26 protein-coding genes are annotated in these 24,040 nt (G+C 72.1%); 9 read left to right on the top strand and 17 right to left on the bottom strand.

Going from position 1 to position 24,040, the window contains the following annotated elements; all coding sequences use genetic code 11:
* Positions 1–21 precede the first annotated feature (21 nt).
* A complete protein-coding gene (locus BJ981_RS23585; RefSeq protein ID WP_184613830.1) occupies positions 22–654 on the bottom strand; it encodes a TetR family transcriptional regulator in 633 nt (210 codons plus the stop codon).
* A 120-nt stretch (positions 655–774) separates the two neighbouring features.
* On the opposite strand from BJ981_RS23585, the gene BJ981_RS23580 reads away from it, so the two are divergent.
* On the top strand, positions 775–1,371 hold the full coding sequence (locus BJ981_RS23580) for a histidine phosphatase family protein (RefSeq protein ID WP_184613828.1): 597 nt from the start codon (positions 775–777) through the stop codon (positions 1,369–1,371).
* Positions 1,372–1,388: 17 nt separating this feature from the next.
* Here the strand turns inward: BJ981_RS23580 and BJ981_RS23575 are convergent, their stop codons facing one another.
* The 3 genes from BJ981_RS23575 to BJ981_RS23565 form a co-directional block, all read right to left on the bottom strand.
* Positions 1,389–1,661 (bottom strand): hypothetical protein, encoded by a 273-nt coding sequence (locus BJ981_RS23575; protein WP_184613826.1) that lies wholly within the window; start codon positions 1,659–1,661, stop codon positions 1,389–1,391.
* 133 nt (positions 1,662–1,794) lie between these two features.
* The gene (locus BJ981_RS23570) at positions 1,795–2,031 is read right to left on the bottom strand and encodes a DUF397 domain-containing protein (protein ID WP_184613824.1); all 237 of its coding nucleotides are present in this window, start codon (positions 2,029–2,031) and stop codon (positions 1,795–1,797) included.
* A complete protein-coding gene (locus tag BJ981_RS23565; RefSeq protein ID WP_184613822.1) occupies positions 2,032–2,898 on the bottom strand; it encodes a Sco1979 family transcriptional regulator in 867 nt (288 codons plus the stop codon).
* 159 nt (positions 2,899–3,057) lie between these two features.
* Here BJ981_RS23565 and BJ981_RS23560 point away from each other — a divergent pair, with 159 nt between their 5' ends.
* From BJ981_RS23560 to BJ981_RS23550, 3 genes are all read left to right on the top strand, one after another.
* Positions 3,058–3,579, top strand: a complete 522-nt coding sequence (locus BJ981_RS23560) for an ATP-binding protein (RefSeq protein WP_239138991.1) — start codon at positions 3,058–3,060, stop codon at positions 3,577–3,579.
* A 161-nt stretch (positions 3,580–3,740) separates the two neighbouring features.
* The gene (locus BJ981_RS23555; RefSeq protein WP_184613818.1) at positions 3,741–6,122 is read left to right on the top strand and encodes a helicase-associated domain-containing protein; all 2,382 of its coding nucleotides are present in this window, start codon (positions 3,741–3,743) and stop codon (positions 6,120–6,122) included.
* A gap of 118 nt (positions 6,123–6,240) precedes the next feature.
* Entirely contained in the window at positions 6,241–6,390 is a 150-nt protein-coding gene (locus BJ981_RS23550; RefSeq protein ID WP_184613816.1) for a hypothetical protein, read from the top strand.
* 7 nt (positions 6,391–6,397) lie between these two features.
* Here the strand turns inward: BJ981_RS23550 and BJ981_RS23545 are convergent, their stop codons facing one another.
* From BJ981_RS23545 to BJ981_RS23530, 4 genes are all read right to left on the bottom strand, one after another.
* Positions 6,398–8,995 (bottom strand): penicillin acylase family protein, encoded by a 2,598-nt coding sequence (locus BJ981_RS23545; RefSeq protein WP_184613814.1) that lies wholly within the window; start codon positions 8,993–8,995, stop codon positions 6,398–6,400.
* 116 nt (positions 8,996–9,111) lie between these two features.
* Complete coding sequence (locus BJ981_RS23540; protein ID WP_184613812.1) at positions 9,112–9,723, bottom strand: TetR/AcrR family transcriptional regulator; 612 nt, start codon at positions 9,721–9,723, stop codon at positions 9,112–9,114.
* On the bottom strand, positions 9,716–10,042 hold the full coding sequence (locus BJ981_RS23535) for an ArsR/SmtB family transcription factor (protein ID WP_184613810.1): 327 nt from the start codon (positions 10,040–10,042) through the stop codon (positions 9,716–9,718). Before BJ981_RS23535 ends, BJ981_RS23540 begins: the two co-directional genes overlap by 8 nt.
* A 66-nt stretch (positions 10,043–10,108) precedes the next feature.
* A complete protein-coding gene (locus BJ981_RS23530; protein WP_184613808.1) occupies positions 10,109–10,927 on the bottom strand; it encodes an SAM-dependent methyltransferase in 819 nt (272 codons plus the stop codon).
* Positions 10,928–11,229: 302 nt separating this feature from the next.
* Between BJ981_RS23530 and BJ981_RS23525 the strand changes: the two genes are divergently transcribed.
* Positions 11,230–11,550 carry a GroES family chaperonin gene (locus BJ981_RS23525; RefSeq protein WP_184613806.1) on the top strand — a complete coding sequence of 107 codons (321 nt, stop codon included), beginning with the start codon at positions 11,230–11,232 and terminating at the stop codon, positions 11,548–11,550.
* Positions 11,551–11,573: 23 nt separating this feature from the next.
* Here BJ981_RS23525 and BJ981_RS23520 read toward each other — a convergent pair whose 3' ends face one another.
* The 3 genes from BJ981_RS23520 to BJ981_RS23510 all read right to left on the bottom strand — a co-directional run bounded on the left by BJ981_RS23520 (position 11,574) and on the right by BJ981_RS23510 (position 14,356).
* Positions 11,574–12,407: an esterase/lipase family protein gene (locus tag BJ981_RS23520; RefSeq protein WP_184613804.1), complete on the bottom strand. Its 834-nt coding sequence runs from the start codon at positions 12,405–12,407 to the stop codon at positions 11,574–11,576.
* 151 nt (positions 12,408–12,558) lie between these two features.
* The gene (locus BJ981_RS23515; RefSeq protein ID WP_239138992.1) at positions 12,559–13,761 is read right to left on the bottom strand and encodes a PucR family transcriptional regulator; all 1,203 of its coding nucleotides are present in this window, start codon (positions 13,759–13,761) and stop codon (positions 12,559–12,561) included.
* Positions 13,762–13,945: 184 nt separating this feature from the next.
* Positions 13,946–14,356 (bottom strand): TIGR02611 family protein, encoded by a 411-nt coding sequence (locus tag BJ981_RS23510; protein WP_239138993.1) that lies wholly within the window; start codon positions 14,354–14,356, stop codon positions 13,946–13,948.
* A 243-nt stretch (positions 14,357–14,599) separates the two neighbouring features.
* On the opposite strand from BJ981_RS23510, the gene BJ981_RS23505 reads away from it, so the two are divergent.
* The 4 genes from BJ981_RS23505 (at position 14,600) to tuf (ending at position 19,192) form a co-directional block, all read left to right on the top strand.
* The gene (locus BJ981_RS23505) at positions 14,600–15,691 is read left to right on the top strand and encodes a hypothetical protein (RefSeq protein ID WP_184613802.1); all 1,092 of its coding nucleotides are present in this window, start codon (positions 14,600–14,602) and stop codon (positions 15,689–15,691) included.
* Between the two features lie 120 nt (positions 15,692–15,811).
* Positions 15,812–17,488 carry a sodium:solute symporter family protein gene (locus BJ981_RS23500; RefSeq protein ID WP_184613800.1) on the top strand — a complete coding sequence of 559 codons (1,677 nt, stop codon included), beginning with the start codon at positions 15,812–15,814 and terminating at the stop codon, positions 17,486–17,488.
* A 22-nt stretch (positions 17,489–17,510) separates the two neighbouring features.
* Positions 17,511–17,774, top strand: coding sequence for a hypothetical protein (locus tag BJ981_RS23495; protein ID WP_184613798.1), 264 nt, complete (start codon positions 17,511–17,513; stop codon positions 17,772–17,774).
* A 251-nt stretch (positions 17,775–18,025) separates the two neighbouring features.
* A complete protein-coding gene (gene tuf, locus BJ981_RS23490) occupies positions 18,026–19,192 on the top strand; it encodes an elongation factor Tu (protein ID WP_184613796.1) in 1,167 nt (388 codons plus the stop codon).
* Positions 19,193–19,248: 56 nt separating this feature from the next.
* Here tuf and BJ981_RS23485 read toward each other — a convergent pair whose 3' ends face one another.
* The 6 genes from BJ981_RS23485 to BJ981_RS23460 are packed head-to-tail and all read right to left on the bottom strand — an operon-like array spanning position 19,249 to position 24,032.
* The gene (locus BJ981_RS23485; RefSeq protein WP_184613794.1) at positions 19,249–20,190 is read right to left on the bottom strand and encodes an urease accessory protein UreD; all 942 of its coding nucleotides are present in this window, start codon (positions 20,188–20,190) and stop codon (positions 19,249–19,251) included.
* On the bottom strand, positions 20,172–20,798 hold the full coding sequence (gene ureG / locus BJ981_RS23480; RefSeq protein WP_184613792.1) for an urease accessory protein UreG: 627 nt from the start codon (positions 20,796–20,798) through the stop codon (positions 20,172–20,174). Before ureG ends, BJ981_RS23485 begins: the two co-directional genes overlap by 19 nt.
* A gap of 28 nt (positions 20,799–20,826) precedes the next feature.
* Positions 20,827–21,498: an urease accessory protein UreF gene (locus BJ981_RS23475; protein WP_184613790.1), complete on the bottom strand. Its 672-nt coding sequence runs from the start codon at positions 21,496–21,498 to the stop codon at positions 20,827–20,829.
* Complete coding sequence (gene ureC / locus BJ981_RS23470; RefSeq protein WP_184613788.1) at positions 21,495–23,219, bottom strand: urease subunit alpha; 1,725 nt, start codon at positions 23,217–23,219, stop codon at positions 21,495–21,497. Before ureC ends, BJ981_RS23475 begins: the two co-directional genes overlap by 4 nt.
* 5 nt (positions 23,220–23,224) lie before the next feature.
* Positions 23,225–23,689, bottom strand: a complete 465-nt coding sequence (locus BJ981_RS23465; RefSeq protein ID WP_184613786.1) for an urease subunit beta — start codon at positions 23,687–23,689, stop codon at positions 23,225–23,227.
* A gap of 37 nt (positions 23,690–23,726) precedes the next feature.
* Positions 23,727–24,032 carry an urease subunit gamma gene (locus tag BJ981_RS23460; RefSeq protein WP_184613777.1) on the bottom strand — a complete coding sequence of 102 codons (306 nt, stop codon included), beginning with the start codon at positions 24,030–24,032 and terminating at the stop codon, positions 23,727–23,729.
* Positions 24,033–24,040: the final 8 nt, after the last annotated feature.

Raw genomic sequence — 24,040 nt, 5'->3', positions numbered from 1 at the left:
GGTGGCGGGCGCGCGGCCCGCTCACCGGGGATAGAGGTGGCCGACGCCGTTCTCCAGCAGGTCGAAGGCGTGCTCGACGGCGCCGGCGAGGTAGGCGCCCGCGTCCCCGAGGGAGCCGCCCTCCACGAGGAACCGGAAGAAGCCGGCCTTGAGCATGAGGATGGTGCCGGTGATCTGCGCGGCCACCAGGGACGGCGCCAGGTCGCCCGGCCCGGCGCCGGCCTCGGCGGCGAGGAGGCGCGCCAGGCGGTCGCGCTGCTCGTCGAGCAGGCGGTGCATGCCGGCCAGGAGGGCCGGGCTGTCCATGATGACCCGCATCCACTGGATCACCTCGTCCTCCGAGCCCAGGGTGGGCTGGGAGCCGGGGTCGGCGGCGAACGCCCGGTAGTGGGCGCGCAGCGCGCCGACGGGAGTGACGCCGGGCGGGCGGGCGGCGACGATCGGCGTGGGGTCGTCGTCGGCGGCGGACTCCAGGACCAGCGACTCCTTGGTCGGGAAGTACTTGAAGAGGGTGACCTTGGCGACCTCGGCCGTGGCGGCGACCTCCGCCACCGTGACGGCGTCGAAGCCCCGCTCCATGAACAGCCGCATGGCGGCCTCGCGGATCGCCTCCTTCGTGCGCCGCTTCTTGCGCTCCCGCAGCCCCTCGGTCATGTCCGCGACGCTACCGCGAAACGCTTACCGAGTTCAATCCTTAACCCGGTACAGAATTCTCTCGTGGTCCCGGGCCGGACGGACGCCTGGCGCGGCCCCGCGCGGGCATGATGGAGCGCTATGGACGAACTGATACTGCTGCGGCACGGCGAGACGGAGTGGAGCCGGGACGGCCGGCACACCGGGCGCACGGACATCCCGCTCACGCCGAGGGGCGAGCGGCAGGCCCGCGCCCTCGCGTCCGCGGTGGACGCCGGCGCCCTCGCGCTCGTCCTGGTGAGCCCGGCGAGCCGCGCCCGGCGCACGGCGGAACTGGCCGGGCTGGCCGGATCCGCGCCGCTTGAGATCGAGCCCGCGCTGTGGGAGTGGGACTACGGCGGCTACGAGGGCGTCAGCACGCAGGACGTCAGGAAGGAGCGCCCGGGCTGGTACCTGTGGCGCGACGGGGTGATCCCGGGGGACGCCGCGCACCCGGGCGAGACCCTGGAGCAGGTCGCCGCGCGGGCCGACGCGGTGATCGCCCGCGTCCTGCGAGTGGAGGGAAAGGTGGCGCTGGTGTCGCACGGGCACTTCCTGCGCGTGCTCACGGCCCGCTGGCTGGGCCTGACCCCCGGCCTGGGGCGGCACTTCAAGCTGGACACCGGGACGGTGTCGGTCCTCGGCTTCGAGCGCGAGGAGCGGGCGGTGACCCTGTGGAACGCTCCCGTCCCCGGCTGACCGGGAACGCGGGGCCGTCAGCCGCCGATGGCGGCCGTGGGCCGTGGACCTCGTCCGGTGAGCCATTCGAGCACCTGGCGGTGGCCGCTGCGCGCGTCCTCGAAGTGACCCCAGCGCCAGTAGCGGGGCTGTTCCCTGACGCCGGTCACCCAGGTGCGGTAGGAGACGGGCGGAGAGCCGTCCTCAGTGGAGGCCGCGGACGCGACGCCGTACGTACGGATCACGACGCGGCCCCCCGGTGCGAACAGCACGTCGTCGGCGACCGGATACAGCGTCATCTGGTCCAGCATCGGGTGCTCCCACGGAACCTCTGCAAGGAAGTGGACACATCCAGTGTGCAGGAACGGCGACGGCCCCCGGTTACGCGAGGCGTGCTCTCCGGTTAACCGGACTCGCGATGTGCGTATCTATGTGAACAGGGCGTTACGCGACCAGATTGTCGAACTCGCCGTCCTTGACGCCGAGCACCAGGGCCCGGATCTCGTCACGGGTGTAGATGAGGGCCGGGCCGTCGGGGTACCTGCTGTTCCGGACGGCGACACCCCCGTCGGGAAGCTTGGCCAGCTCGACGCAGTTGCCCTGCGAGTTGCTGTGAACACTCTTGCGCCACGCCACGCCGGTGAGGCTCGTGGCCGGCATTCCGTTGTACGGCTGGTTCATCTAGATCTCTCTGAGTATGTCGCCGAGTATCTCGGCAGTGCCCCCGGGAGTTGTGCTCTCGATGCAGAGCTGTTCCATGGCGGTGAGGTATGGGTCGATATCCTCACGTTTGTCCAGGTAAAGGGCACCCCACAGCTGCTCGACGTAGACCACGTCCGACAGGTCGGACTCGGGAAAACGCAGGATGGTGAACGCTCCGCCTTCGGCCGCGTGCATGCCGAACTGGAACGGCATCACCTGCAAGGTGATGGTCGGCAGGCTCGCGACCGCCATCAGGTGTTGCAGTTGCTCGTACATGATCTCCTTGCCGCCGATGGGCCGCCGCAGGGCGGCCTCGTCGATCACGGCCCAGAGTTTCGGTCCTTCCTTACGGGTGAGACGTTCCTGCCGTTGCATGCGCAGATGCACGCGGCGCTCGATCTCCTCCTCCGGCACGTCCGGATACCCGAGCCTGATCACCGTCCGGGCGTACGCGGCCGTCTGGAGGAGACCCGGAACGAACTGCACCTCGTAGGTGCGGATCACCGAGGAAGCCTCTTCGAGGCCGACGTACGTCGAGAACCATGTGGGGAGCAGGTCACTGTATTTGTGCCACCAGCCGGGGGTGTTCGCCTCGCGGACCATCTCCAGCAGACCACGGCGATCGGCGTCGTCGTCGACCCCGTACAGCGTGAGCAGGTCTTCGACGTCACGTGTCTTGAACCCCACCCGCCCCAGCTCCATGCGGCTGATCTTGGATTCCGAGGCACGGATGTGGAAACCCGCCATCTCACGGGTGAGCCCGCGCTCCTCGCGCAGCCGCCGTAAGCTGGCGCCCAACATAATGCGCCGAACCGTTGAGCCGGAACCAGGCGGATCGATGGACACGTGCTTCCTCCGGTTGTGGACTGGTTCACAGTCTGTCAAAGATCGCGCGTGTGGGCCCCCTTCGGTTTCACTCCCAAGGCTAACCGTAGCGCCTGCATGGTCCCTATGCACGTGCATTCGACCTTGCACCTGCACGGGAGTTTGCCTCATCATGATCCCGTGCACTCCACGGACCTGACACGTGGGCACGGTCTGTGGTCGGCCGGCGATTGGTGGCCTCCCATCGGCTGGTGGCCCCGTCCCGCCCGCGATCTCACCTGCGCCGGAGCGGCGACGTCGAGCGCGAGCTTCGTCCTGCCGCCGAGGGCGGAGTCGGTGCACGCCGCGCGCAGCTACGCCTCCGGCAGCCTGGCCGGCTGGGGCATGGGCGACCTCGCCGGCGACCTGGAGCTCGTGGTCTCCGAGCTGGCCACCAACGCGCTGCGGCACGGCCTGCGGCTGCTCCCGCGCGACGCCGCGCGCCGCGCCCTCGAGCCGATCCGCATGTCGATGATCCGCAGGGACTCGCTGGTCACCTGCGCCTTCGCCGATCCCGGCGCCGCGCCGCCCGTGATGCGCGACCCCTCGCCGCTCGAACCCGGCGGCATGGGCCTGCACATCGTCGAGTCGATGAGCCTGCGCTGGGGCTGGAACCCCTTACCCCCTTCGGGCAAGGTCGTCTGGGCCGTGCTCAAGAGCTGACCCCAAGGACCCCACCCGCACCGCACGGCGCCGCGCCCGCCCGGCGGTGGTTACGGAACTCACAGGTTCCGGTTCTATTCTGCTACGTCGATCCCGTGGGACCGGTGCGTTGCATTACGGTGGCCTCCTGGTGACTCCCGCGAGACCTTGAAAGAGCTGTGATGGATGATCACCTGCTCGACTGGCTGACCACGCTCGACGAAGACCGGCTCGGGCGCGTCCTGGCGGGCCGGCCCGACGCCATCGCCGCGCCGTGGCCGCGCCGCCTCGACACGCTCGCCCGCCGCCTGGGCGACACCTTCGCCGTCATGGAGGTGATGCGCGGCCTGCCGCTGCCTCCCCTCGAGATCCTTCAGGCGTGCCTCGTCGTCGGCGAGCGCGCCACCGCCGACGAGCTGGCGCGCTTCCTCGGCGTCAGCACGGCGGAGGTCATGCCCTGGCTGGACGGCCTGTACGACCGGGCGCTGGCCTGGCCGGGACGCGACGGCCGCGTCCACCTCGCCTCGGCCGTCTCCCGCTGGTGGGCGGCCCCGTGCGGCCTCGGCGAGCCCCTCGCCTCCTACCTGGACTCCTGGGCCGTCGACACCGAGGGCCTGCGCCGCCTGAGCCGCGCGCTCGGCCTGCCCGCGCAGGGCGGCAGGCGCCAGCTCATGAGCCGCGTCACCGCCGCGCTGTCCAACGCCGACGCCCTGACCGGCCTGCTGCGCGACGCGCCCGACGGCACGGTCAGCCTGCTGGACGAGTTCGCCTGGGACGGCCCGGTGCGCGGCGTCGTCGGCGACCGCTTCACCCTTCCCGGCACCCCGGAGAAATGGGCGGGCGACCACGGCCTGCTGTTCCGCCCGCAGTGGGACATCGCCGAGATGCCCCGCGAGGTCGCCCTGGCCCTGCGCGGCCCCGACTATCGCGCCCCGTTCACGCCCGAGCCGCCGAAGCTCGGCACCGTGGCCGTGAGCGCCGAGTCCGTGGACCACGCGATGTGCCTGGCCGCGCCGCACGCCGTCGACCGCGCCGCCGCCCTGCTGGAGAACACCGACAAGACGCCGCTGCCCCTGCTCAAGGCGGGCGGCGTCGGCGTGCGCGAGGTCCGCAGGATCGTCAAGGAGAGCGGCTGCGCCGAGGACGAGGCCCGGCTGCTGCTGGAGGTCTGCGCGGTGGCCCGGCTGCTGGCCTGGGACGACGCGGCGGGCGGCCTGGTGCCGACCAAGCGCTTCGACGCCTGGCGCCTGGAGGACGCGCCCGCGCGGCTGCGGGTGCTGCTGGCCGCCTGGTGGCGCATGGAGCGCACCTCGCTGCGCCGCTCGGCGGGCCGCTACCCCACGGTGCTCGGCGACGACCCCTCCGGCGAGACCGTCGCCCGCATCCGCAGGGCCGTGCTGACCACGCTGGCCACGCTTCCCGAGGACGCCGCGGTGGCCAGCGTCCCGGAGCTGGTGCAGGCCGTGCACTGGCGGGCCCCTCTGCTGGACCGCGAGCTGCTCGCCGAGTGCTGCCCGGCCGTCCTGCACGAGGCCCGGCTGCTCGGCCTGGTCGACTCCGACGCTCTCACCGCGCTCGGCCGCGCGCTGGCCGCGCTCGGCTCGGCCGCCCCCGGCGACGAGCAGGACGAGAGCGTGCCGCACATCGAGCGCGATCCCGGCCTGGTCGAGGCGTCCGTACACGCCCTGGCCGGGGCGCAGCGCACGGCCCTGTTCGGCGCCGACCTGACGGCCGTGGTCACCGGCCCGCCCGCCGCCGAGCTGGCCGGGCTGCTCGACCGCGCCGCCGACCGCGAGTCCCAGGGAGCCGCCTCGGTGTGGCGGTTCTCCCCCGCCAGCGTGCGGCGCGCCCTGGACTCGGGGTACACCGCCGACTCCCTGCTGGAGGACCTGGGCGCCGCCGGCACGATCCCGCAGCCGCTGACGTACCTGGTCAGGGACGTCGCCCGCCGCTACGGCGAGGTCACGGTGACCACGGTCGGGTGCATCATCCAGGGCGCCGACCCTGCGCTGCTCGCCGAGATCGCCGCGCACCGCCGCCTGTCGCGGCTGGGGCTGCGCCTGCTCGCGCCCACGGTGCTGGCCGGGGCCGCCTCGGCCGAGCGCACGCTGGCCGCGCTGCGCGACGCCGGGTACGCGCCGGTGCCCGTGGACGACACCGGCTCGATCGCCGTGCGCCGCGAGCCGCAGGGCGGGCGGCTGATCCTGCTGCCCGGCGGCCGGGTGGCCGAGCTGGAGGAGCCGCCGCCGTTCATCCCCGACCCGCCGCCCGACCCGCGCGAGCACGCCAGGCGCCTGGTGCGCACGGCCGACGAGCAGCGTCCCGCGGGGCAGACCTGGGCGGTGATCGGCCGGATGGCCACGCGCCTGCCGACCGCGCAGCAGTCGCTGCTGGGGTTCGTCGTGGACCGCGGGGTGCGCGCGCTGATCACGTTGTCCGACGGGCTCACCGCGACGGTCAGCCACGGCGAGCTGCGGCGCGGCGTGCTGGACGCCTGGTGTGAGGAGGCCGGGGACTATCTGGAGTTCCCGCTGCACGAGATCGCCTCGGTGACCAGCGGCTAACGCACGGAGCACCGCCGCCGTCGCCTGCGGTGCGCATGAGGGCCGTCACTCCGGGCAAGGGGAGGGCGGGGGCCGGCACCTCCGCCGTCCCCGCCGGTCCTACGTCGTGGGCGGACTCATGAACTTACGTCAGGCACGGACCCCGGCGCTGCACCTGCGCCACCGGTGGCAGACGATCGAGGCGATCGGCCACGTGGTCACCCAGCGGTGCGAGATGTGCGCGCGCACCCGCGTGCGGGTGAGATCCGGCCCGCTGCCGGTGCGCTGAGGCGGCGCTACGGAGTGAGCGTGAGCGTGCCGGCCGCGTCCGCGCGCACGGCCCGCTCGGTCTGGCGCATGGGCGTCGTGCCGCCGTTCCCCCACAGTTCCGCCTGGTCGTGGTAGTTGGGGTGGAAGGCGTGGCCGGAGGCGCCGGTCAGGTTGACCCAGCGCGACCGGTCCAGGTCGGCCAGGTCCACGATCATGCGCATGGACGGCACCCAGTCCACCTCGTAGCCCGCGACGGCGTCCCAGCCGGTGGCGTCCACGGCGTCCTGGCCGCCGCCGAGCCGCAGCGGCCCCCGGTTGAACAGCCACTCGACGGGGCCGATGCCCGAGGTGCCGAAGGTCTCGTGGGTCAGCTCCAGGGTGTGCAGGTCGCCCCAGCGCCAGTCCTCGGGCGTGTCGCCGAGCCGCTCGCGCAGTTCCTTGGCCGCGCCGGTCATCGCGGCGGCGAGGATCTCGTCCCTGCCCTCGGTCCTGTCCTTGGTCCGCACGTCGTCCCACCAGGGGTCGGCGGGGCGTTCGAGCAGGCCGCGCACCACTTCGTACCAGCGGTCGCCGCCGCCCGCGTGCCCTTCCTCGGGCAGTTCGTCGTCGAAGGTCCGCTGGAGGAGCTGCCGCCAGACCGCGTTGAAGTACGCGGCGGGGGCGCTGTCGCGCCGCTGGGTGTGGTCCCAGCCGTCGAGCAGCCGCGCCTCCGGGACCCGGGCGCCGGCCTTGCGCAGGTACGGCACCAGGACGGGCGCCATGGTGTTGGAGGAGTCCATCTGGATGTCGGCCATCGTGGCGGCGGTGACCTTGCCGCCGCCCGCCAGGGCGCGGGCGAGCCGGTCGGCGATGCGCTGGGAGCGGTAGCCGTAGGCCCAGTCGGAGGTCAGGAAGCGGTCGTAGCCGGGGCCGATCGCGGCGTTGTTGGCCGTGGCGATGTAGCCCTCGGGCGGGTTGTAGGACTTCGGGAGCTCGTCGAAGGGGATGAAGCCCGTCCATTCCTCCTCGCCGGTCCAGCCCTTGCTCGGCCAGATGCCGTCGCCCTTGGCGCGCACGGGGATGCGCCCCGGCGCCTGGTACCCGATGTTGCCGTCTATGTCGGCATAAATCATGTTCTGGGCGGGGGCCTCGAAGGCCGACGCCGCCTTCCTGAACTCCTCGAAGTTCGACGCCGTGTCCAGCTTCAGGAGGGCGTTGGCGGTGCCGCCGGGGTCGAGCGCGGTCCACCGCAGCGCGATCTCCACGTCGTGCCCGCCCGCCGGCGCCTTCCCCCCGGTCACGGCGCCCGGCCGCTCCCCCGCCCGCGCCGCCGCGCCGGCCAGGGCCTCCCCTGCCTGCCCGAGCACGCCCGAGACGATCGGGCCGTGCGCGGTCGCCCGCACGGTCAGCGTCTCCGGGGTCCGCCCGGCGACCTTGATCTGCTCGGTCCGGGTCTCCATGGGAACCCACCGGCCCTTGGACTCGTAGGAGTCCCCCCGGGTGCGCTCGACGTACACGTCGGCGACGTCGGGGCCGAGGTTGGTGAACCCCCAGGCCACCCGGGCGTTGTGGCCGATCACCACGCCCGGCATGCCGGAGAAGGTGTACCCGACCACGTCGTAGGGGCAGGCGGCCGACCTGACCCGGCAGTGCAGGCCCGCCTGGTACCAGATGGACGGGATGCGCGGCCCGAGGTGGGGATCGTTGGCCAGCAGCGGCCGGCCGGTGGCGGTGTGCGCGCCGGACACGACCCAGGAGTTGGAGCCGATCCCGGCCCGGTCGCTCCCACCGGAGCCGAACGGCGAGGGCAGCGCGGCCAGCGTGCGCGCCGCCCCGGCCAGCGCCCGTGCGGTGCCCGCGTCCGCCGGGGCGGCCGTCCCCCGCGCGGCGGTGGCGGCCGGGTCGAAGGCGCCGTCGCGCACGGCGCCTGCCGTCACGATCGGGCGGTGCCGGTCGAACGGGTAGGCCGGGAAGAGCTGCCGCACCCGCTCCTCGGGCAGGACCGAGGAGTCGAGCGCCCGCTCCAGTTCGGCGTCCAGGTTGGAGCGCAGGTCCCACGCCATCGCCTTGAGCCAGGCCAGGGAGTCGGCGGGCGTCCACGGCTCGGGCTCGTAGGCGCCGTTGGTCAGCTTGAGCACCGCGTATTCGAGGCTCTTCTCGGCGAAGCCCCGGTGGGAGGCCATCCAGGCGTTGACGCCCGCCGCGTAGTCGGTGAACGCCTGGCGCGTGGGCGCGTCGAGCAGGGCCACCTCGCGCTCGGCCGTGCGCCGCCAGCCGAGCGTGCGCACGACCTTGTCCACCTCCAGGGTGGTGGCGCCGAACAGCTCCGAGAGCCGCCCGGCGGTGGTCTTGCGGCGGAAGTCCATCTCCCAGAAACGGTCCTGGGCGTGGACGTACCCCTGGGCCATGAACAGGTCCTTGGGGTCGTCGGCGTAGATCTGCGGGATGCCGTACCCGTCGCGCACGACGGTCACGGGGGCGCTCAGCCCGGGCAGCCGCAGCTCCCCGTCGGCCTGCGGGAACGAGCGGCGGACGGTCCAGGTCACCGCGGCGGCGAGGAGGATCGCCACCGCCAGGAGACCGGTGAGGACGCGCGCCCCCCAGCGAAGCGGACGGGGCAGCCTGGCGAACGGGGCAATCCTCACGAGCTCACGGACCTTTCCTGACACATGTGCGCATCACAGTATGCGGTCCTGCCGCCGGGACGCCGGTTACCAAGGGATCGCTCTTCGGCCACCCTCCGGCCACGCCGCGACGGCCGTCAGCCCGGGACCAGCCCCGTGATCAGCTCGCGCAGGCCCGCCACCGTGCGCGCCGCGTCGCACGTGCCCCGCAGCGCGGCGGCCATCTCCGCGCCGAGCGGGGCGAGCAGGGCGTGGGCCAGGTAGTCGGCGTCGCGCCCGCGCCCGGCCTCGGTGAGCAGGAGGGCGAGGTGGCGGTGCCAGAAGCGGTACGCGCCGAGGCGGTAGCGGGCGCCGGGGGACGCGGTCTCGGAGACCCGGAGCAGGTCGAGGTGGCCGTACAGGTAGGCGGCGTATGCCTCGGCGAAGGCCAGCAGCCGCGCGGCGGGCGGCGCGCCGGGCCCGAGCGGCGGCGGGCCGAAGATGACGCGTTCCTGCAGCTCGCGTTCCCGCGCGTCGAGGAGCGCGGCGGCGAGGCCCGACCTGTCGCCGAACCGGCGGAACAACGTGCCCTTGCCCACGCCGGCCTCGGCGGCGATGGCGTCCATGGACACCGCGGCGACCCCGTGCTCGCGGAACAGCCGCGCCGCCGCGGCCAGCACCCGCTCGCGGTTGCGCGCGGCGTCGGCGCGCTCGCGCGGCCGGCCCTCGCGCAGCAGCTCCACCAGCTCCTCCCCCGGCGCGTCACCCATGAAGACCGGCGTCGTCGGGCAGCGCGCCGAGGTGGCGCTCCAGGGCGTCGAGGCGGCCGGCCCACATGCGGCGGTAGGGCTCCAGCCACTCCAGGACCTCGGTGAGCGGCTCGGGCCGCAGCTCGTAGACCCGCCGCTGGGCGTCCGGGCGCATGCGGACGAGGCCGGCCTCGCGCAGCACCTTCAGATGCTTGGACGTGCCCGGCTGGGTGAGGCCGAGCTCCTCCACCAGCTCCCCCACGGCGCGGGGCCGCTCCAGCAGCAGGTCCAGGATGCGGCGGCGGTGCGGTTCCGCCAGCACGGCGAAGGCGGTGGCCATGCCCCAATCATAACCAGCAGGGCATATAGCCGCCGGGGCCGCCGGAGCGCGGCCGGGCGGGCGCCGTCAGCCGTCCTCCTTGCGCCCCACGCCGCCGACCATCCACACCGACTCGGGCCTGTGCGCGGCCAGAGGGTTGTCCGGACGCCACTGCCGCAGGTACACGAGCCCCGGCTCGATCAGCCGCAGGCCCTCGAAGAAGCCGAGCACCTGCTCGCGGGTGCGCGAGGGATCCTCCTCGCGGCCGAGGACCCGTTTGTAGACGTCCACGATCGGCTGGGCGGCCTCCGGACGTGAGTCGAGCACGGCGTGCGCGATGACCATATGACCGCCCGCGGGCAACCGGTCGCGGAGTTCGGCGACGCGCTTGAACGGGTCGTCGGCGTCCGGCGTGAACTGCAGCACCCCGAGCATGACCACGGCCAGCGGCCGGTCCAGGTCGATCACGCGGCGCAGCCGGGCGTCGGCGAGCAGTTCGGCCGGGTGCAGGACGTCGCCCTCGACGACCGTCGTGCGCGCGTCGAGGGCCAGCAGGGCCCGGGCGTGCGAGAGGACCACGGGGTCGCGCGAGACGTACGCCGTGCGGGCTCCGGGGTCCAGTTCCTGGGCGATCTGGTGGGTGTTGTACCTGCTCGGCAGGCCCATGCCGATGTTGACGAACTGCGTGATGCCCTCGCCGACCAGGTACCGCAGCGCTCGCACGTGGAAGGCCTGGGTCTCCCTGGCCATGGCGCGCACCTCGGGCGCGATGGCCAGGATCTCCTCGGCGGCCTTCCTGTCGGCGGCGAAGTTGTCCTTTCCACCGAGGAAATAGTCATTGATACGCGCCAAATTGGGCCTGCTGGTGTCCAGACCCGCAAAGCCCCGTCGGGTCTCTTCCGTCATTTCGTCTCCTCGGCCGCGCACGAGTCCGATGGCACTGTAGCGGCTTCGGTAGGGATATTTACCATCGGGGTCCGGCGATAACCGCCGGGCCTGACCACTACCGTGATGCTATGGTCCGAAACCTCGTTGGATTCGCCGCCGAAAGGTGATACGGCAGGGCGCTAAACCGGATAGGAACCAACAAAATACGACGAAGGCCCGACTCGGTTTGATCTTTCCCGATCCCGGACACGCGGGACGGGCACGCAGCGAAGGGCAGCTTGGGGGTCACTGTTCACCCTCCGGCCGAATAAGCTTCAGGCGTGGCTGACCCGAAGTTCGAGATTCAGATGCTCCACGATCGCGTCATGGTGAAGGTCGAGCAGGAGCGCGAGGAGCGGCGCAGTTCGGCGGGCATCGTCATCCCCGCGACCGTCACGATGGCCAACCGCCTCATCTGGGGCGAGGTGTGCGGGGTGGGAGCCAACGCCCGCCTGGTCAAGGTGGGCGACAAGGTGCTGTTCAACGCCGAGGACCAGTACGAGGTCGAGGTGCACGGCCAGGTCTACCTGGTCATGCGCGAGCGTGACCTGCACGCCGTCGCCACCCCGCAGTCGGAGCAGGGCACCGGCCTGTACCTCTGACGGCCCGTGCCCGGCCGCGGGAGTCAGCCCAGCGGGTTCAGGCAGTTCACCGCGCCGCGCGGCGCGTCCAGCTCGTCCATCACCAGCCGCTGCACCACCGGGTCCAGGAGCAGGCCGAGATGGGCGCTGAAGTCCAGCGGGCACACGCGCTGCACCAGCACGTTCCGCACGCCCGCCCCGGCCAGGAACGACGACGAGTACGGCGTGATCACCTCGTCGTAGCGGGTGGCGATCACGGTCTGCGCCACGCCGGGGACATCCTCGCCGCCGGCGTTCAGCGCGGCCAGGAACCTCGACCCGGCGAGCTGCTGCCCGCAGGCCGGGCAGGCCGCGCTGACGGGGCCGGTGACGCCGAGCAGGTCGCCGAGCGCGACCAGGCCGCCGAGCGTGGTGCCGTGGTTGGAGGGGGCGAGGCCGACGAGCTTGCGCACCTTGGCCGCCCCGCCGAGGAACCTGAGGTAGTGGCGCGGCATCATCCCGCCCTGGGAGTGGCCCACGATGTCCACCTTGGCGGCGCCGGTCGCGGTGAGCACCCGGTCCACGAACGCCGCGAGCTGCCCGGCCGAGCGCGCGATGTCGCCGGTGCCCTGAAGGAGGGCGCCCGGGGCGGCGCCGTAGTCGAGCGCGAAGACGCAGTACCCGGCGCGCCTGAGCGCCGGGGACAGGGCCGGCCAGGTCACCGCCATGGTGGCGAAGGTGCCGTGCACGAGGATCACCGGGCGCGGGTGCGCGGCCTTCGGCACGCACGCCCAGTCGTTCGCCCCCCGGAGAGAGGTCCCGGCGTGCGCGGGGCCGGTGAGCGCCGTGCCCACCAGCGCCGCCGCGACCAGCGCCGAGAGGACGACACGGATACGCATGCCTTCCCGCCTTCCGTTAACGGCGGCCGTCCGCCGAATGGCAGAGAAGTTAAGCGAGAAGAGCGGAAATAGCTTGTCACCGGCGGCGTAACGCGCCGCGTCTTATGTCGCGCGGATGACAAAAGGCGGGTGCCGCGGGACGGCCGCGTTTTCACCCCTTTTCGCGGGTCTCGGCACGCGCCGTGTCACCGCGGGCGCGCAGCGCTATTTCCAGCTCGAATCGGTCGTCGGGCGTCCTCAATTGGTCGCCGAAGAGCTCGGCCGCCTGGCGCAGCCGGTAGCGGACGGTCTGCGGGTGGACGTGCAGGCGGGCCGCGACCTCGTTGGCGTTGTGGCCGCACTGCAGCCAGGCGAGCAGGGTCTCGGCGACCCTGTCGCGCTGGGCGGGGCGCAGCCGGCGCAGCGGCGCCAGCCGCACGCGGCGCAGCACGCGCACCAGCGCCTCGTCCTTGAAGATCATCATCGTGGAGAGGTGGTCGGCGCAGCGGATCGGCCCCGCCGCGTCCAGCAGCCCGCGCCGGGCCAGCGCCAGCGCGTCGCGGGCCAGCCGCAGCGACTGCGCGGCCTCGTGCGGCGGTGCCGCGGGGCCGACGGCGACGATCCAGTCCCGCAGCGCGGCGTCCAGGACGCCCGCCCGGCCGGGCCCGTCCGGGTCGGGCAGGATCAGGCAGGGGGCGGCGCGGTCCAGATCGGCCAGCACGTCCGGCGGAAGCGCGGGCCGCGCGGCGGCCTGGGCGCCCGGGGCCAGGGCGACGCCCGCGACGGTCCGCGGCATCGGCCACCGCACCGCGTCCGCCAGGTCCCGCACGGCGCGCGGGTCGGCGGGCGGGTCGCTCACCAGCAGGTCCAGCAGGCGCCTGCGCCGCAGCTCCACCTCGCCCGCCACCTTGACCTGGGCCTCGGCGTACCCCTCCGCCGCGGCGGCGGCGATCTCGTCCAGGTACACGAGGATCGCCTCGCCGACCTCGCACACCCGCCGCCGCGACAGGTCCAGCCGCTCGGACTCCAGGGCCAGCCGCCGCCAGGCGACCCGGGCGCAGATGCGCAGCGCCGCCTGCAGGGAGTCCAGCGGACGGCCCTCGGCGGCCTCCCCCTTGCCGATGGCCCGGTAGACCTCCAGCAGCCGTCCCCGGCCGGCGCCGTCGTCGGCGACCCGCACCAGGAACTGCCGCAGCGCCTCCTCCACCGCGCGCCGCACGGCCCCCACGTACCGGGCGTCCCCCGGCCGCGAGTACTCCGGCACGCTGGCCTGGATCTCCCCCATCATCTCGTCGGCGAGCTCGTCGAGGTGGTCACGGACGACGTCGGCGAACTCGCGGGGCACCTGCGACAGCGCCGGAACGGCCACGCTCACGCCCGCCTGCTGATGGCGCTCATCGTGATGCACCTCTTCGTGCGGCGAGGACCCTGCCGCCGGAGCGGCCCTGCGCACATTCTGATCGGTTCAGATCACATTTCTTCCTGACTCGCTGTACGCCCGGGTGACAATCCAGTACCCGCGCGCCAAGGGCAGCGCGGCCGGAGTCGCCGGCGTCCGGTCAGGTGAGGAAGCCGCGGGCCATCTGCAGAAGGTCGACGCCGGTGGTGAGCCTGAGGGCGAAGTAGACGATCACGGCGGCGACCGCGAGCGTCACGCCGCCGACGATGATGCGCACGGGCCAGTTCTGGCGTTTGAGCCAGTCCGTCCAGGCGGAGAGGGTCTTCTTCGCGAACTCCAGCAGGCGGTGCGCCCAGGCGAACTCGGTGGCGAGCACGGCGAGGCCGGCGAAGACGATCAGCCAGCCGGGGCCGGGCAGCGGGACCAGCAGCAGGCCGCCGATCACCAGCGCGGCGCCGATCACCCCGATGACGATCTTCAGTGTCAGACGGCCCGTCCGGCTGGCGCGGACGCCGTCCAGCCACCCCCGCCGACTCTCGGCCTCGCCCCGCGTGTCGTCGGTCACGGCCACCGGCACACCCCCGTACTGTTCCTGTCGCGATCCAGAATATGCGCCCGGCACGGCGGTCCCGCGCGGCGCGGGGTGCGTCGCGCGCCGCGCGCCCATGACCGGCGTCCTGACCGGCGTCGAGAGCCAGGGCAAGGTTGGGCCTTCTCAAGATTCCCCGGCCGGGTTATCAAAAGCCCAAGTGGACGCCCCCACCCGGCCCACCCCCACTCCCAGCGATCACCCCCCACTCCGACGGAGAACGCCATGCGCCGGTTACGAAACGTGTTACTCAGGATCCTGTGCGTCGTATCGGCGCTCGCGGCCGGGCTCACCGCCGCGGGCACGAGCGCGCACGCGGCGGTGCCCGACCGCTGGGGCTTCGCCCTCGTCGACGTCCAGAACGGCGTCCCCAACCTCTCCCACCAGGCGGGAAGCTGGGCGGCCGGCCCGACCGTCACCGTCACGCCGGGCGCGGTCGGCCAGGTCTACGTGAAGTTCCCGCAGATCGGCATCCCGTCCGCCGGGGTGGTCCACGTCACGGCGATCACCCAGACGGGCCAGTGGTGCCAGGTCCAGAAGTACACCGCCTCCGGCCCTGACGAGATCGTGGCGGTGCGGTGCTACAAGTACGGCGGCACCCCGCAGTTCACCCCCTTCTCCATCGTCTTCTCCCAGAGCACCGGCCTGCTGCCGGCTCCCAAGTCCTTCGGCTACCTGTTCTGGACCGGCGCGGCCATCGGCACGCAGTACAACTCCTCCGGAGGCGTGAACACCGTCACGCCGCTCGGCACGGGCGTGTGGCGGGTACGGCTGCCCGGGCTCGGCTCGGCCGGCCAGGCCGGCGGCTTCCAGGCCACGGCCGTCAACCCCGACAACCCGGCCCGGTGCAAGGTGAGCGACTGGACGCCGCTCGCGGCCGAGCAGGTGATCGTCGTCCGCTGCCACAACGCGGCGAACGTCCCCTTCGACTCCGGGTGGACCCTCACCTACCAGCGGGAGCGGGCGATCACGGGCGCCGCCGTGCCGCCGAAGAACTTCGCCTACGTCTTCGACACCACGCCCGCCAACCCCGGGCCGTACACCCCCGTCCCGCCGGCGATCACTTACAACTCGCAGGGGTCGTTCAACGAGATCCGGAGCGCGGGGACGGGGCTGCGGCTGGTGACCTTCCACAAGGTCGGCGTGCTCCAGGACGACGTCCAGGCGACCGCGTACGGGCCGGGGCCGGAGTACTGCAACCTGCTCGCGGTGTGGGCGACGTCCGGGAACGAGGCGCTCGTGCGGGACGTGGCCTGCTACAACGGCGTGACCAACGTCGCGCAGCAGTCGTTCGTGACCTACGTGTCGGCGTTCTGACCGCCTGAGGCACGGCGGCGCGGGGTCCAGGTGTGGGGGCTCCGCGCCGCCGTCCTCGTCCGCCGGACATCCAGCGAAAGTCCAGGTGAAAGCGCGAAATTTCCGGGTAGCCGACTGCGCGTGCCAGACAACCTCGCTCTCGCGGCGCAGGACCTGAGGCTCGACGTCAACCTGCTCGACTACCTCGTCCTGGCGCTCTACTTCCTCACCGTGCTCGGCATCGGCCTCGTCGTGCGCCGGACCGTCCACACCAGCCTCGACTTCTTCCTCTCCGGCCGCTCGCTGCCCGCCTGGGTCACCGGCCTCGCCTTCCTGTCCGCCAACCTGGGCGCCACCGAGATCCTCGGCATGGCCGCCAACGGCGTGCAGTACGGCGTCCAGACCGTGCACTACTACTGGATCGGCGCCGTCCCGGCGATGGTGTTCCTCGGCGTCGTGATGATGCCGTTCTACTACCGCTCCAAGGTGCACAGCGTCCCCGACTTCCTGCGGCGCCGCTTCAACGGCCAGACCCAGCTGCTCAACGCGATCACCTTCGCGCTCGCGCAGATCCTCATCGCCGGGATCAACCTCTACGCGCTGGCGCTGGTCATGGGCGCGCTGCTCGGCTGGCCCCTGCTGCTGTCGATCGTCGTGTCGGCGGCCATCGTCCTCGCCTACGTCGTGCTCGGCGGCCTGTCCTCGGCGATCTACAACGAGGTGATGCAGTTCTTCGTCATCCTCGCCGGGCTGGTCCCCGTCACCGTCCTCGGCCTGATCAAAGTGGGCGGGTTCTCCGGGCTGGCCGACAAGGTGCGCCGGTCCGCGCTCGGCGACCCCGGCCTGCACGCCTGGGCCGGCACCGGGTCCGCCGACACCAACCCGCTCGGCGCGCACTGGATCGGCATCGTGCTCGGCCTCGGGTTCGTGCTGTCGTTCGGCTACTGGACGACCAACTTCGCCGAGGTCCAGCGCGGGCTGTCCGCCCGCGACACCACCGCCGCGCGGCTCACCCCGATCGTCGCCGCCTACCCCAAGCTGGTGATCCCCGCCGTCACCGTGATCCCCGGCCTCGTCGCGCTCGTGCTGTTCAGCGACCTCGGCAAGCCCGGCGGGCCGCAGTACAACTACGCGATCCCGCTGCTGATGGGCGACCTGCTGCCGAACGGCGTCCTCGGCGTCGCCGTCACCGGGCTGCTGGCGTCGTTCATGGCGGGCATGGCGGCCAACATCAGCGGCTTCAACACCGTCTTCACCTACGACATCTGGCGCTCGCACGTGAAGAAGGACCGTCCGGACGAGTACTACCTGCGCCTCGGCCGCCTCGCCACGGTCGGCGGCGTCGTGCTCGGCATCGGCACCGCGCTGATCGCGGCCGGGTTCAGCAACATCATGAACTACCTGCAGACGCTGTTCTCGTTCTTCAACGCGCCCCTGTTCGCCACCTTCATCATCGGCCTGTTCTGGCGGCGCATGACCGCGTGGGCCGGGTTCTGGGGACTGCTGTCGGGGACCGTCGCGGCGTTCGGGTCCTACATCCTCTTCAAGGCGGGCGTGCTGGACTTCGGCACCGAGCTGAACGCCACCTTCTGGGGCGCGGGCACCGCGTTCGTCGTGGACGCGCTGGTCTCGGTCGCCGTCACCCTGGCCACCACGCCGAAACCCGAGAGCGAGCTGCGCGGGCTGGTCTACGGCCTCAGCGACGCCTCGATCGCCGACGACACCGGCGCGGGCGCCAAGGCGTGGTACCGGTCGCCGGCCATCCTCGGCGCTGGAGCCGTGATCCTCGCCGCCGCCCTCTACATCCCCTTCATCTGAGCACGGATCCGGAGGAACCCCTGTGAGCGAGGAGACCACCCGCAAGCGCGCCGCCCGCCGTTTCGACATCCGGCGGATCATCGGCGGCCTTTTCGCGGTGTACGGCGTGATCCTGACCATCACCGGCCTGCTCGACGGCCAGGCGGAACTGGCCAAGGCCGAGGGCGTCCGCATCAACCTCTGGACGGGCCTGTCCATGATCGCCGTCGGCATCGCCTTCATCACCTGGGAACATCTACGGCCCTACACCCCGCCCCCGCCCGAGGACCCCGACGACCGGCCCTGAGCCTTCAGGTGCCACCGACGCGGCGGAGGAACGAGAAAATCCCGTTGCGGACCGGCGTGGCGCCGGGCCACCATGATGCCCATGTTCCGTCGCGCTCTCCCCATGACGCCCGCCGCCGCGGGCGTGGGTGAGCGTGTCCTTGACGGCCTGGAGCGTTGACCTCTTCCCGTGAGTCCTGAGGTGACCCGGCGGGGAGAGGTCGATTCCCGGTGTGCGGGTCACACGAGCTTCAGGTCCTCAGGGAAGGAATCATGGCCAAGCAGGCCTATGTGCGGAACAAGCCGCATCTCAACATCGGCACGATGGGGCACGTCGACCACGGGAAGACCACGCTGACCGCCGCGATCACCAAGGTGCTCGCCGAGCGGGGCGGGGCGACGTACACGCCGTTCGAGCGGATCGACCGCACGCCCGAGGAGGCGCGGCGCGGGATCACGATCAACATCTCGCACGTCGAGTACGAGACGGCCACCCGTCACTACGCGCACGTGGACATGCCCGGTCACGCCGACTACGTGAAGAACATGATCACGGGGGCGGCGCAGCTCGACGGGGCCATCCTGGTGGTCTCCGCGCAGGACGGCATCATGCCGCAGACGCGCGAGCACGTGCTGCTCGCCCGGCGGGTCGGGGTCGAGCACCTGGTCGTCGCGCTGAACAAGGCCGACGGCGCCGACCCCGAACTGGCCGACCTGGTCGAGCTGGAGCTGACGGAGCTGCTCGCCGAGCACGGCTACCACGACGTGCCCATGGTCAGGGTGTCGGGGCTGCGGGCGCTGGAGGGCGACCCCGAGTGGGCGGCGTCGGTCGAGGCGCTGCTGCGGACGGTGGACGAGCACATCCCCGTCCCGGTCCGCTACGTCGACGCGCCGTTCCTGATGCCGGTGGAGAACGTGCTCACCGTCACCGGGCGGGGCACGGTCGTCACCGGGGCGATCGAGCGCGGTTCGGTCAGGGTCGGCGACACGGTCGAGGTCGTCGGGCTCGGCGCGGGCTTCACGGCGGTGGTCACCGGGGTCGAGACCTTCGGCAGGGTCATGGACCGGGGCGAGGCGGGCGACAACGCCGCCGTGCTCCTGCGCGGTGTGCGGCGCGAGCAGGTGCGCCGGGGGCAGGTGCTGGCCGTGCCGGGCTCGCAGACGGCCCGCCGGCGCCTGGCCGCCAGGATCTACCTGCTCACCGAGTCCGAGGGCGGGCGGCGCAAGCCCGTCGCCGACGGTTACCGGCCGCAGTTCTACCTCCGGACGACGGACGTGCCCGGTCAGATCGCCCTCGACGCGCCGGCCGAGCCGGGAGACACGGTGGAGGCGGTCGTGGAACTGGGCAAGGAGGTCGCCCTGGAAGCCGGCCTGAACTTCGCGATCCGCGAGGGCGGGCTGACGGTGGGGGCGGGCACCGTGCTGACCGTTCTCGACTAGGCGGGCCCCCTGTCCACGGCGGGCCCCCGGCGCACGCGCCGGGGGCCCGTTCCCGCTCAGAGCTTGCGCCGGGCGGGGGCCGGGCTGCCGAGGGTCCTGCGCCGGGCGATGTCCCACAGGTGTTCCACCGTGGCGGTGACGCGCGGGGTCTCCGGGCCGAGCAGCCTGGCCCAGGCGCCGGCGCCGTTGGGCAGGACGCTCGCCCCGCCCACGAGGCCGCTGCGCGCCGCCGCCTCGTGCAGTTCGCCGGCCAGATCGCCGGCGGCGACGGCGGCGGTGACGACGTAGAAGGTGGACAGCACTCCGTGGCCGCCGAACATGGCCGGGCCGGTGACCGGCGCCTGTGCGGGGACCAGCCTGATCGGATCGGCGAACAGGAGCTCACCGGCGGGGCCGTGGACGTCCAGATCGCTGCAGTAGGCGGTGTAGTCGTGCCGCTCGCCGTGGGCCAGCCGCCCGGCCAGCATGGTCTCCGCCAGGATCACCGTGGCGGACGGGTCCACGGTCAGCCGGGTGCGCTGGTAGAAGCGCGAGCCGGCGAAGGGGATCACCGGGTCGGGGAGGTACTCCAGGTAGCCGCCCGGTCCGACGGTGATGGAGACGAGCTGGGTGGCGTAGTCCTGCTCCATCCGGTAGATCTTCGTCGCGGCCTGCGTGGTGACGTGCACGGACGCGTGCGCGCCGCAGGTCAGGTCCAGCCGGTAGCGGTCCGCCTGCAGCACGCCGCCGCCCACCGATATGACCATCACGCAGGCCAGGTCCGGTCTGGACGGATCGTGGTAGAGCGGGCGCATGATCTGGAGGGGCGTCTTCTGGTAGTGGCCCGTCAGCTCGGTCCGCTCGCCGCGCCGCTCGAAGACCAGGTCGAGCACGCCGACCTTGCCGGGGCTGCCGACCGGCAGGGTGTCAGGGACCTGCGCGTACCGGGCCACCGCCTCCGGGACCGAGGTGATCGTGTAGCGGTCGGCGGCGAGCCGGTCTATCGGGCGGATCCCCATACCGGCCTGCGGCTGGCGACGAAGTCGGCGACGTCGCGGACGCCGGTGCCCTTCAGGGAATCGGTCAGGATCACCGGGCGTCCCTCGCGGACGCGGTCGGCGTCGCGGGCCATCACGTCCAGGTCGGCGCGAACGTACGGGGCGATGTCCACCTTGTTGATGACGAGCAGGTCGGATTCGGTGATGCCCGGCCCCCGTTTGCGCGGCATCTTGTCCCCTTCGGCGGTGTCCAGGACGAAGATGAAGACGTCGGCCAGGACGGGGCTGAAGGTCAGGGTGAGGTTGTCTCCGCCGCTCTCGTACAGCAGCGTGTCGATGTCGCCGAAGCGTTCCAGCAGGTCGGCGCCTGCGGCGAGGTTCATCGACGGATCGTCGCGCACGGCCGTGTGCGGGCACGAGCCGGTCTCCACGCCGACGACGCGCTCGGGGTCCAGGACGCCGTGCAGCGTGCGCTTGATGTGGTCGGCGTCCTCCACGGTGTAGATGTCGTTGGTGACCACGCCTACGCTGTGCCCCTGTTCGAGCAGGATCGGGACCAGCGCCTCGATCAGCGCGGTCTTGCCGGAGCCGACGGGGCCGCCGACGCCGACCTTCAGAACGTTCTCCATGTGCGTCGCCCTCCGGGTGGTGAACGGTTCAGGTGGTGAAGAGCCGGGCCGCCGCCCGCTCGTGGGCGGCGCTCATCGTGTCCGCGACGGGCGTGGCGGCGTGCAGGTCGAGCGGGCCGCGAGCGGCCAGGGCGTGCCCGGCGGCGCGTCCGATGGCGTCCGCCGCGCCGTGCAGCGTGGTCTGGGCCTGCCGGAAGTCGAGCCTGCGCAGGCGGACGGCGGCGCTGACCCAGCTCGCGGCGAAGGCGAACAGGTCGCAGGTCACCGCCCTGTCCACCGGCACGCCGAGCCCGGCGTGGGCGGCGCCCATGACGACGGCGTGGTTGCCCGGCGTCGCCTTGGCCTCGACCAGGCCGGCGAGCCGGGCGAGCTCGGGGGTGGCGAAGACCAGGGCCGCCGTTCGCAGGACCTGGTTGCCGGTCCTGGTGGCGGCGGACCGGATCTCGCGGTTGAGCTTGAGGGCGTGCAGCCGCCGGTCCACCTCCACGACCGTGTCCCAGTCGCCCGCCGTCACCGCGCGGTGGGTGAGGACCAGGGCGGTGGCGTCGCCCGGTCCGGCGGAGTGGAGCAGCACGTCCTCCAGCAGCGCCGCCACGTCGACCGGCCCGGCCTGCGCGTACGCCTCAAGCCCGTGGGACAGCGTGTACAGACCGCTCGGGAAGGCCGAGTCGGTGAGCTGGAGCTGGGCGAGCAGGCTCATGCCAGGAAGTAGAGCTGGGTCAGCGGCAGTTCCCGTGCCGGTTCGATGGTGGCGTGCTCCCCGTCCACGGTGACCTTGTAGGTCTCCGGGTCCACGGTGATCCGGGGAAGCGCCGTGTTGCGGAGCATGTGACGCTTGTCCACCGTCCTGGTGTGACGGACCCGGGCGATCATCCGCTGGAGGCCGAGCTTCTCCGGCACCCCGGCGGCGATGGCGGCCTCCGGCAGGAACGTCACGTTGCACTTGCGCTGCGCCATCCCCATCGCGCCGAACATCGGCCGGTAGTAGACGGGCTGCGGGGTGGGCAGCGAGGCGTTCGGGTCGCCCATGCGGAACCAGTTGATCAGGCCACCCTTGATCACGAGGGCCGGTTTGGCGGCGAACGAGGTGAACGGCCACAGCACGATGTCGGCCAGCTTGCCGTCCTCCAAGGAGCCGACGGTCTCGGCGATGCCGGTGGTGCGGGCCGGGTTGATGGTGAGTTTGGCCAGGTAGCGCAGCACCCTGAAGTTGTCGTTGCGCTCGGAGTCCTCGGACAGCTTGCCGCGCTGGTCCTTGCAGTGGTGCGCCACCTGGAAGGTCCGCGTGAAGGTCTCGCCGATCCGGCCCATCGCCTGGGAGTCGGAGGAGGTCATGCTGATCACGCCCATGTCCTGCAGCACGGTCTCGGCGGCGATGGTCTCCGCCCGCACCCGGCTGTCGGCGAAGGCGACGTCCTCAGGGATGTCGTGGCTGAGATGGTGACAGACCATCACCATGTCGAGCAGTTCGTCGACGGAGTCGACCGTGTACGGCAGGGTCGGGTTCGTCGAGGACGGCAGGACGTTGGGCTCGCCGGCGATCCGGATCATGTCGGGCGCGTGCCCGCCTCCCGCGCCCTCGCTGTGGAAGGCGTGGACGGCGCGGCCGTTGATGGCGCTGATCGTGTCCTCCAGGTAGCCGGCCTCGTTGAGGGAGTCGGCGTGCAGGGACACCTGGACGTCGTACTCGTTGGCCACCCGCAGCGCGCAGTCCACCACCGACGGGGTCGAGCCCCAGTCCTCGTGGACCTTCAGCGCGCACGCCCCCGCCTCGATCTGGTCGGCGAGCGGGGCGGGCAGGCTGCCGTTCCCCTTGGCCATGAGGCCGATGTTGAGCGGCAGCGCCTCGATGGCCTGGAGCATCCGGCCGATGTTCCACGGGCCGGGCGTGCAGGTGGTGCCGCGCGTGCCGTCGGTGGGACCGGTGCCGCCGGCGATCAGCGTGGTGATGCCGTTGCTCAGCGCGTGCTCGGCCTGCTGGGGCGCGAGCAGGTGGACGTGCGGGTCGATGGCGCCCGGCGTGGCGATCATGTTCTCGCCCGCCAGCACCTCGGTGCCGGCGCCGACGATCAGACGGCGGTCCACGCCGTTCTGCGTGTGCGGGTTGCCCGCCTTGCCGATGCCGACGATCCGGCCGTCCTTGACCCCGATGTCGCCTTTGACGACGCCGAGCACCGGGTCGAGCACGACGACGTTGGTGATCACCAGGTCGAGCGCGATCGTGACGTTCCTGGAGCCGGGATCGGCCGCCATGCCGTCGCGGGCGGTCTTGCCCCCACCGTAGACGACCTCGTCCCCGTAGGCGCCCACCGCGTGGTCCTTCTCGATCTCGATCACCAGGTTGGTGTCGGCGAGCCGGATCCTGTCGCCCACGGTCGGGCCGAACATGGCCCCGTACTGCTCGCGGCTCATCGTTCCCATCGGCGTCAGCCCTTCTTCTTCTTGGCGGGTGTCTTCCTCGCCGCCGGCTTCTTGGCGGGCTTCTCCTCCGGCGGCCGCCGGACGGCGGCGTCGGGCTCCGGCACGTCGGTGTAGCCGAGTTCGGCCAGCCGTCGCAGGGCGCGCTTGTGGCTGTCCCGGCACCGGATGCCGCCGTCGAGCAGGCCGGCGAAGCCGACCACGCGCATGCCGCCGCCGTATTCGACCAGGGTGACCTGGTGGGTGTCGCCGGGCTCGATGCGCACGGCGGTGCCCGCCGGGATGTCGAGGTGCATGCCGAACGCCTTGTCACGGTCGAAGCCGAGCGCCCGGTTCGCCTCGAAGAAGTGGAAGTGCGAGCCGACCTGGATGGCCCGGTCCCCGGTGTTGCGCACGGTCAGCGTGACCGTGGGCCTGCCGGTGTTGATCTCGATCGGGCCGTCCGCGTAGATGATCCTGTCGGTGTCCGTCATGGCGAACCGTTCCTTCGCTGTCCTTCGTGCGGCGGCGTCAACCGCCGATCGGGTCGTGGCAGGAGACGAGCTTGGAACCGTCCTTGAACGTCGCCTCGATCTGCATGAGCTTGAGCATTTCCCGCACTCCGGGCATGACGTCGCCGGCGCCGACCACGTGCTTGCCCAGTTCCATGCACTCGGCGACGGTCCTGCCCTCCCGGGCGCCCTCCAGGATCGCGGCGCTGATCAGGGCGACCGCCTCGCTGTAGTTCAGCTTGAGGCCGCGGTCCCGCCGCTTGGCCGCCAGGTCGGCGACCGCGTACACGAGCAGCTTGTCGATCTCCCGCGGGGCGAGGTACATCGGTTCTC

Origin of the sequence: Sphaerisporangium krabiense, from assembly GCF_014200435.1 — a bacterium.
In the GTDB taxonomy this organism is placed as follows: Bacteria; Actinomycetota; Actinomycetes; order Streptosporangiales; family Streptosporangiaceae; genus Sphaerisporangium; species Sphaerisporangium krabiense.
This window is presented reverse-complemented; position numbering and strand designations above follow the sequence as displayed.

What these genes read in the sequence shown, in the direction of transcription:
- BJ981_RS23570 (WP_184613824.1), bottom strand. Translation starts at nt 2,031, where the DNA reads ATGAACCAGCCGTACAACGGAATGCCGGCCACGAGCCTCACCGGCGTG.
- ureG (WP_184613792.1), bottom strand. Translation starts at nt 20,798, where the DNA reads ATGGAGAACGTTCTGAAGGTCGGCGTCGGCGGCCCCGTCGGCTCCGGC.
- BJ981_RS23535 (WP_184613810.1), bottom strand. Translation starts at nt 10,042, where the DNA reads ATGGCCACCGCCTTCGCCGTGCTGGCGGAACCGCACCGCCGCCGCATC.
- BJ981_RS23475 (WP_184613790.1), bottom strand. Translation starts at nt 21,498, where the DNA reads ATGAGCCTGCTCGCCCAGCTCCAGCTCACCGACTCGGCCTTCCCGAGC.
- tuf (WP_184613796.1), top strand. Translation starts at nt 18,026, where the DNA reads ATGGCCAAGCAGGCCTATGTGCGGAACAAGCCGCATCTCAACATCGGC.
- BJ981_RS23585 (WP_184613830.1), bottom strand. Translation starts at nt 654, where the DNA reads ATGACCGAGGGGCTGCGGGAGCGCAAGAAGCGGCGCACGAAGGAGGCG.
- ureC (WP_184613788.1), bottom strand. Translation starts at nt 23,219, where the DNA reads ATGGGAACGATGAGCCGCGAGCAGTACGGGGCCATGTTCGGCCCGACC.
- BJ981_RS23520 (WP_184613804.1), bottom strand. Translation starts at nt 12,407, where the DNA reads ATGCGTATCCGTGTCGTCCTCTCGGCGCTGGTCGCGGCGGCGCTGGTG.
- BJ981_RS23555 (WP_184613818.1), top strand. Translation starts at nt 3,741, where the DNA reads ATGGATGATCACCTGCTCGACTGGCTGACCACGCTCGACGAAGACCGG.
- BJ981_RS23505 (WP_184613802.1), top strand. Translation starts at nt 14,600, where the DNA reads ATGCGCCGGTTACGAAACGTGTTACTCAGGATCCTGTGCGTCGTATCG.
- BJ981_RS23485 (WP_184613794.1), bottom strand. Translation starts at nt 20,190, where the DNA reads ATGGGGATCCGCCCGATAGACCGGCTCGCCGCCGACCGCTACACGATC.
- BJ981_RS23540 (WP_184613812.1), bottom strand. Translation starts at nt 9,723, where the DNA reads ATGGGTGACGCGCCGGGGGAGGAGCTGGTGGAGCTGCTGCGCGAGGGC.
- BJ981_RS23550 (WP_184613816.1), top strand. Translation starts at nt 6,241, where the DNA reads ATGAACTTACGTCAGGCACGGACCCCGGCGCTGCACCTGCGCCACCGG.
- BJ981_RS23575 (WP_184613826.1), bottom strand. Translation starts at nt 1,661, where the DNA reads ATGCTGGACCAGATGACGCTGTATCCGGTCGCCGACGACGTGCTGTTC.
- BJ981_RS23580 (WP_184613828.1), top strand. Translation starts at nt 775, where the DNA reads ATGGACGAACTGATACTGCTGCGGCACGGCGAGACGGAGTGGAGCCGG.
- BJ981_RS23530 (WP_184613808.1), bottom strand. Translation starts at nt 10,927, where the DNA reads ATGACGGAAGAGACCCGACGGGGCTTTGCGGGTCTGGACACCAGCAGG.
- BJ981_RS23460 (WP_184613777.1), bottom strand. Translation starts at nt 24,032, where the DNA reads ATGTACCTCGCCCCGCGGGAGATCGACAAGCTGCTCGTGTACGCGGTC.
- BJ981_RS23465 (WP_184613786.1), bottom strand. Translation starts at nt 23,689, where the DNA reads ATGACGGACACCGACAGGATCATCTACGCGGACGGCCCGATCGAGATC.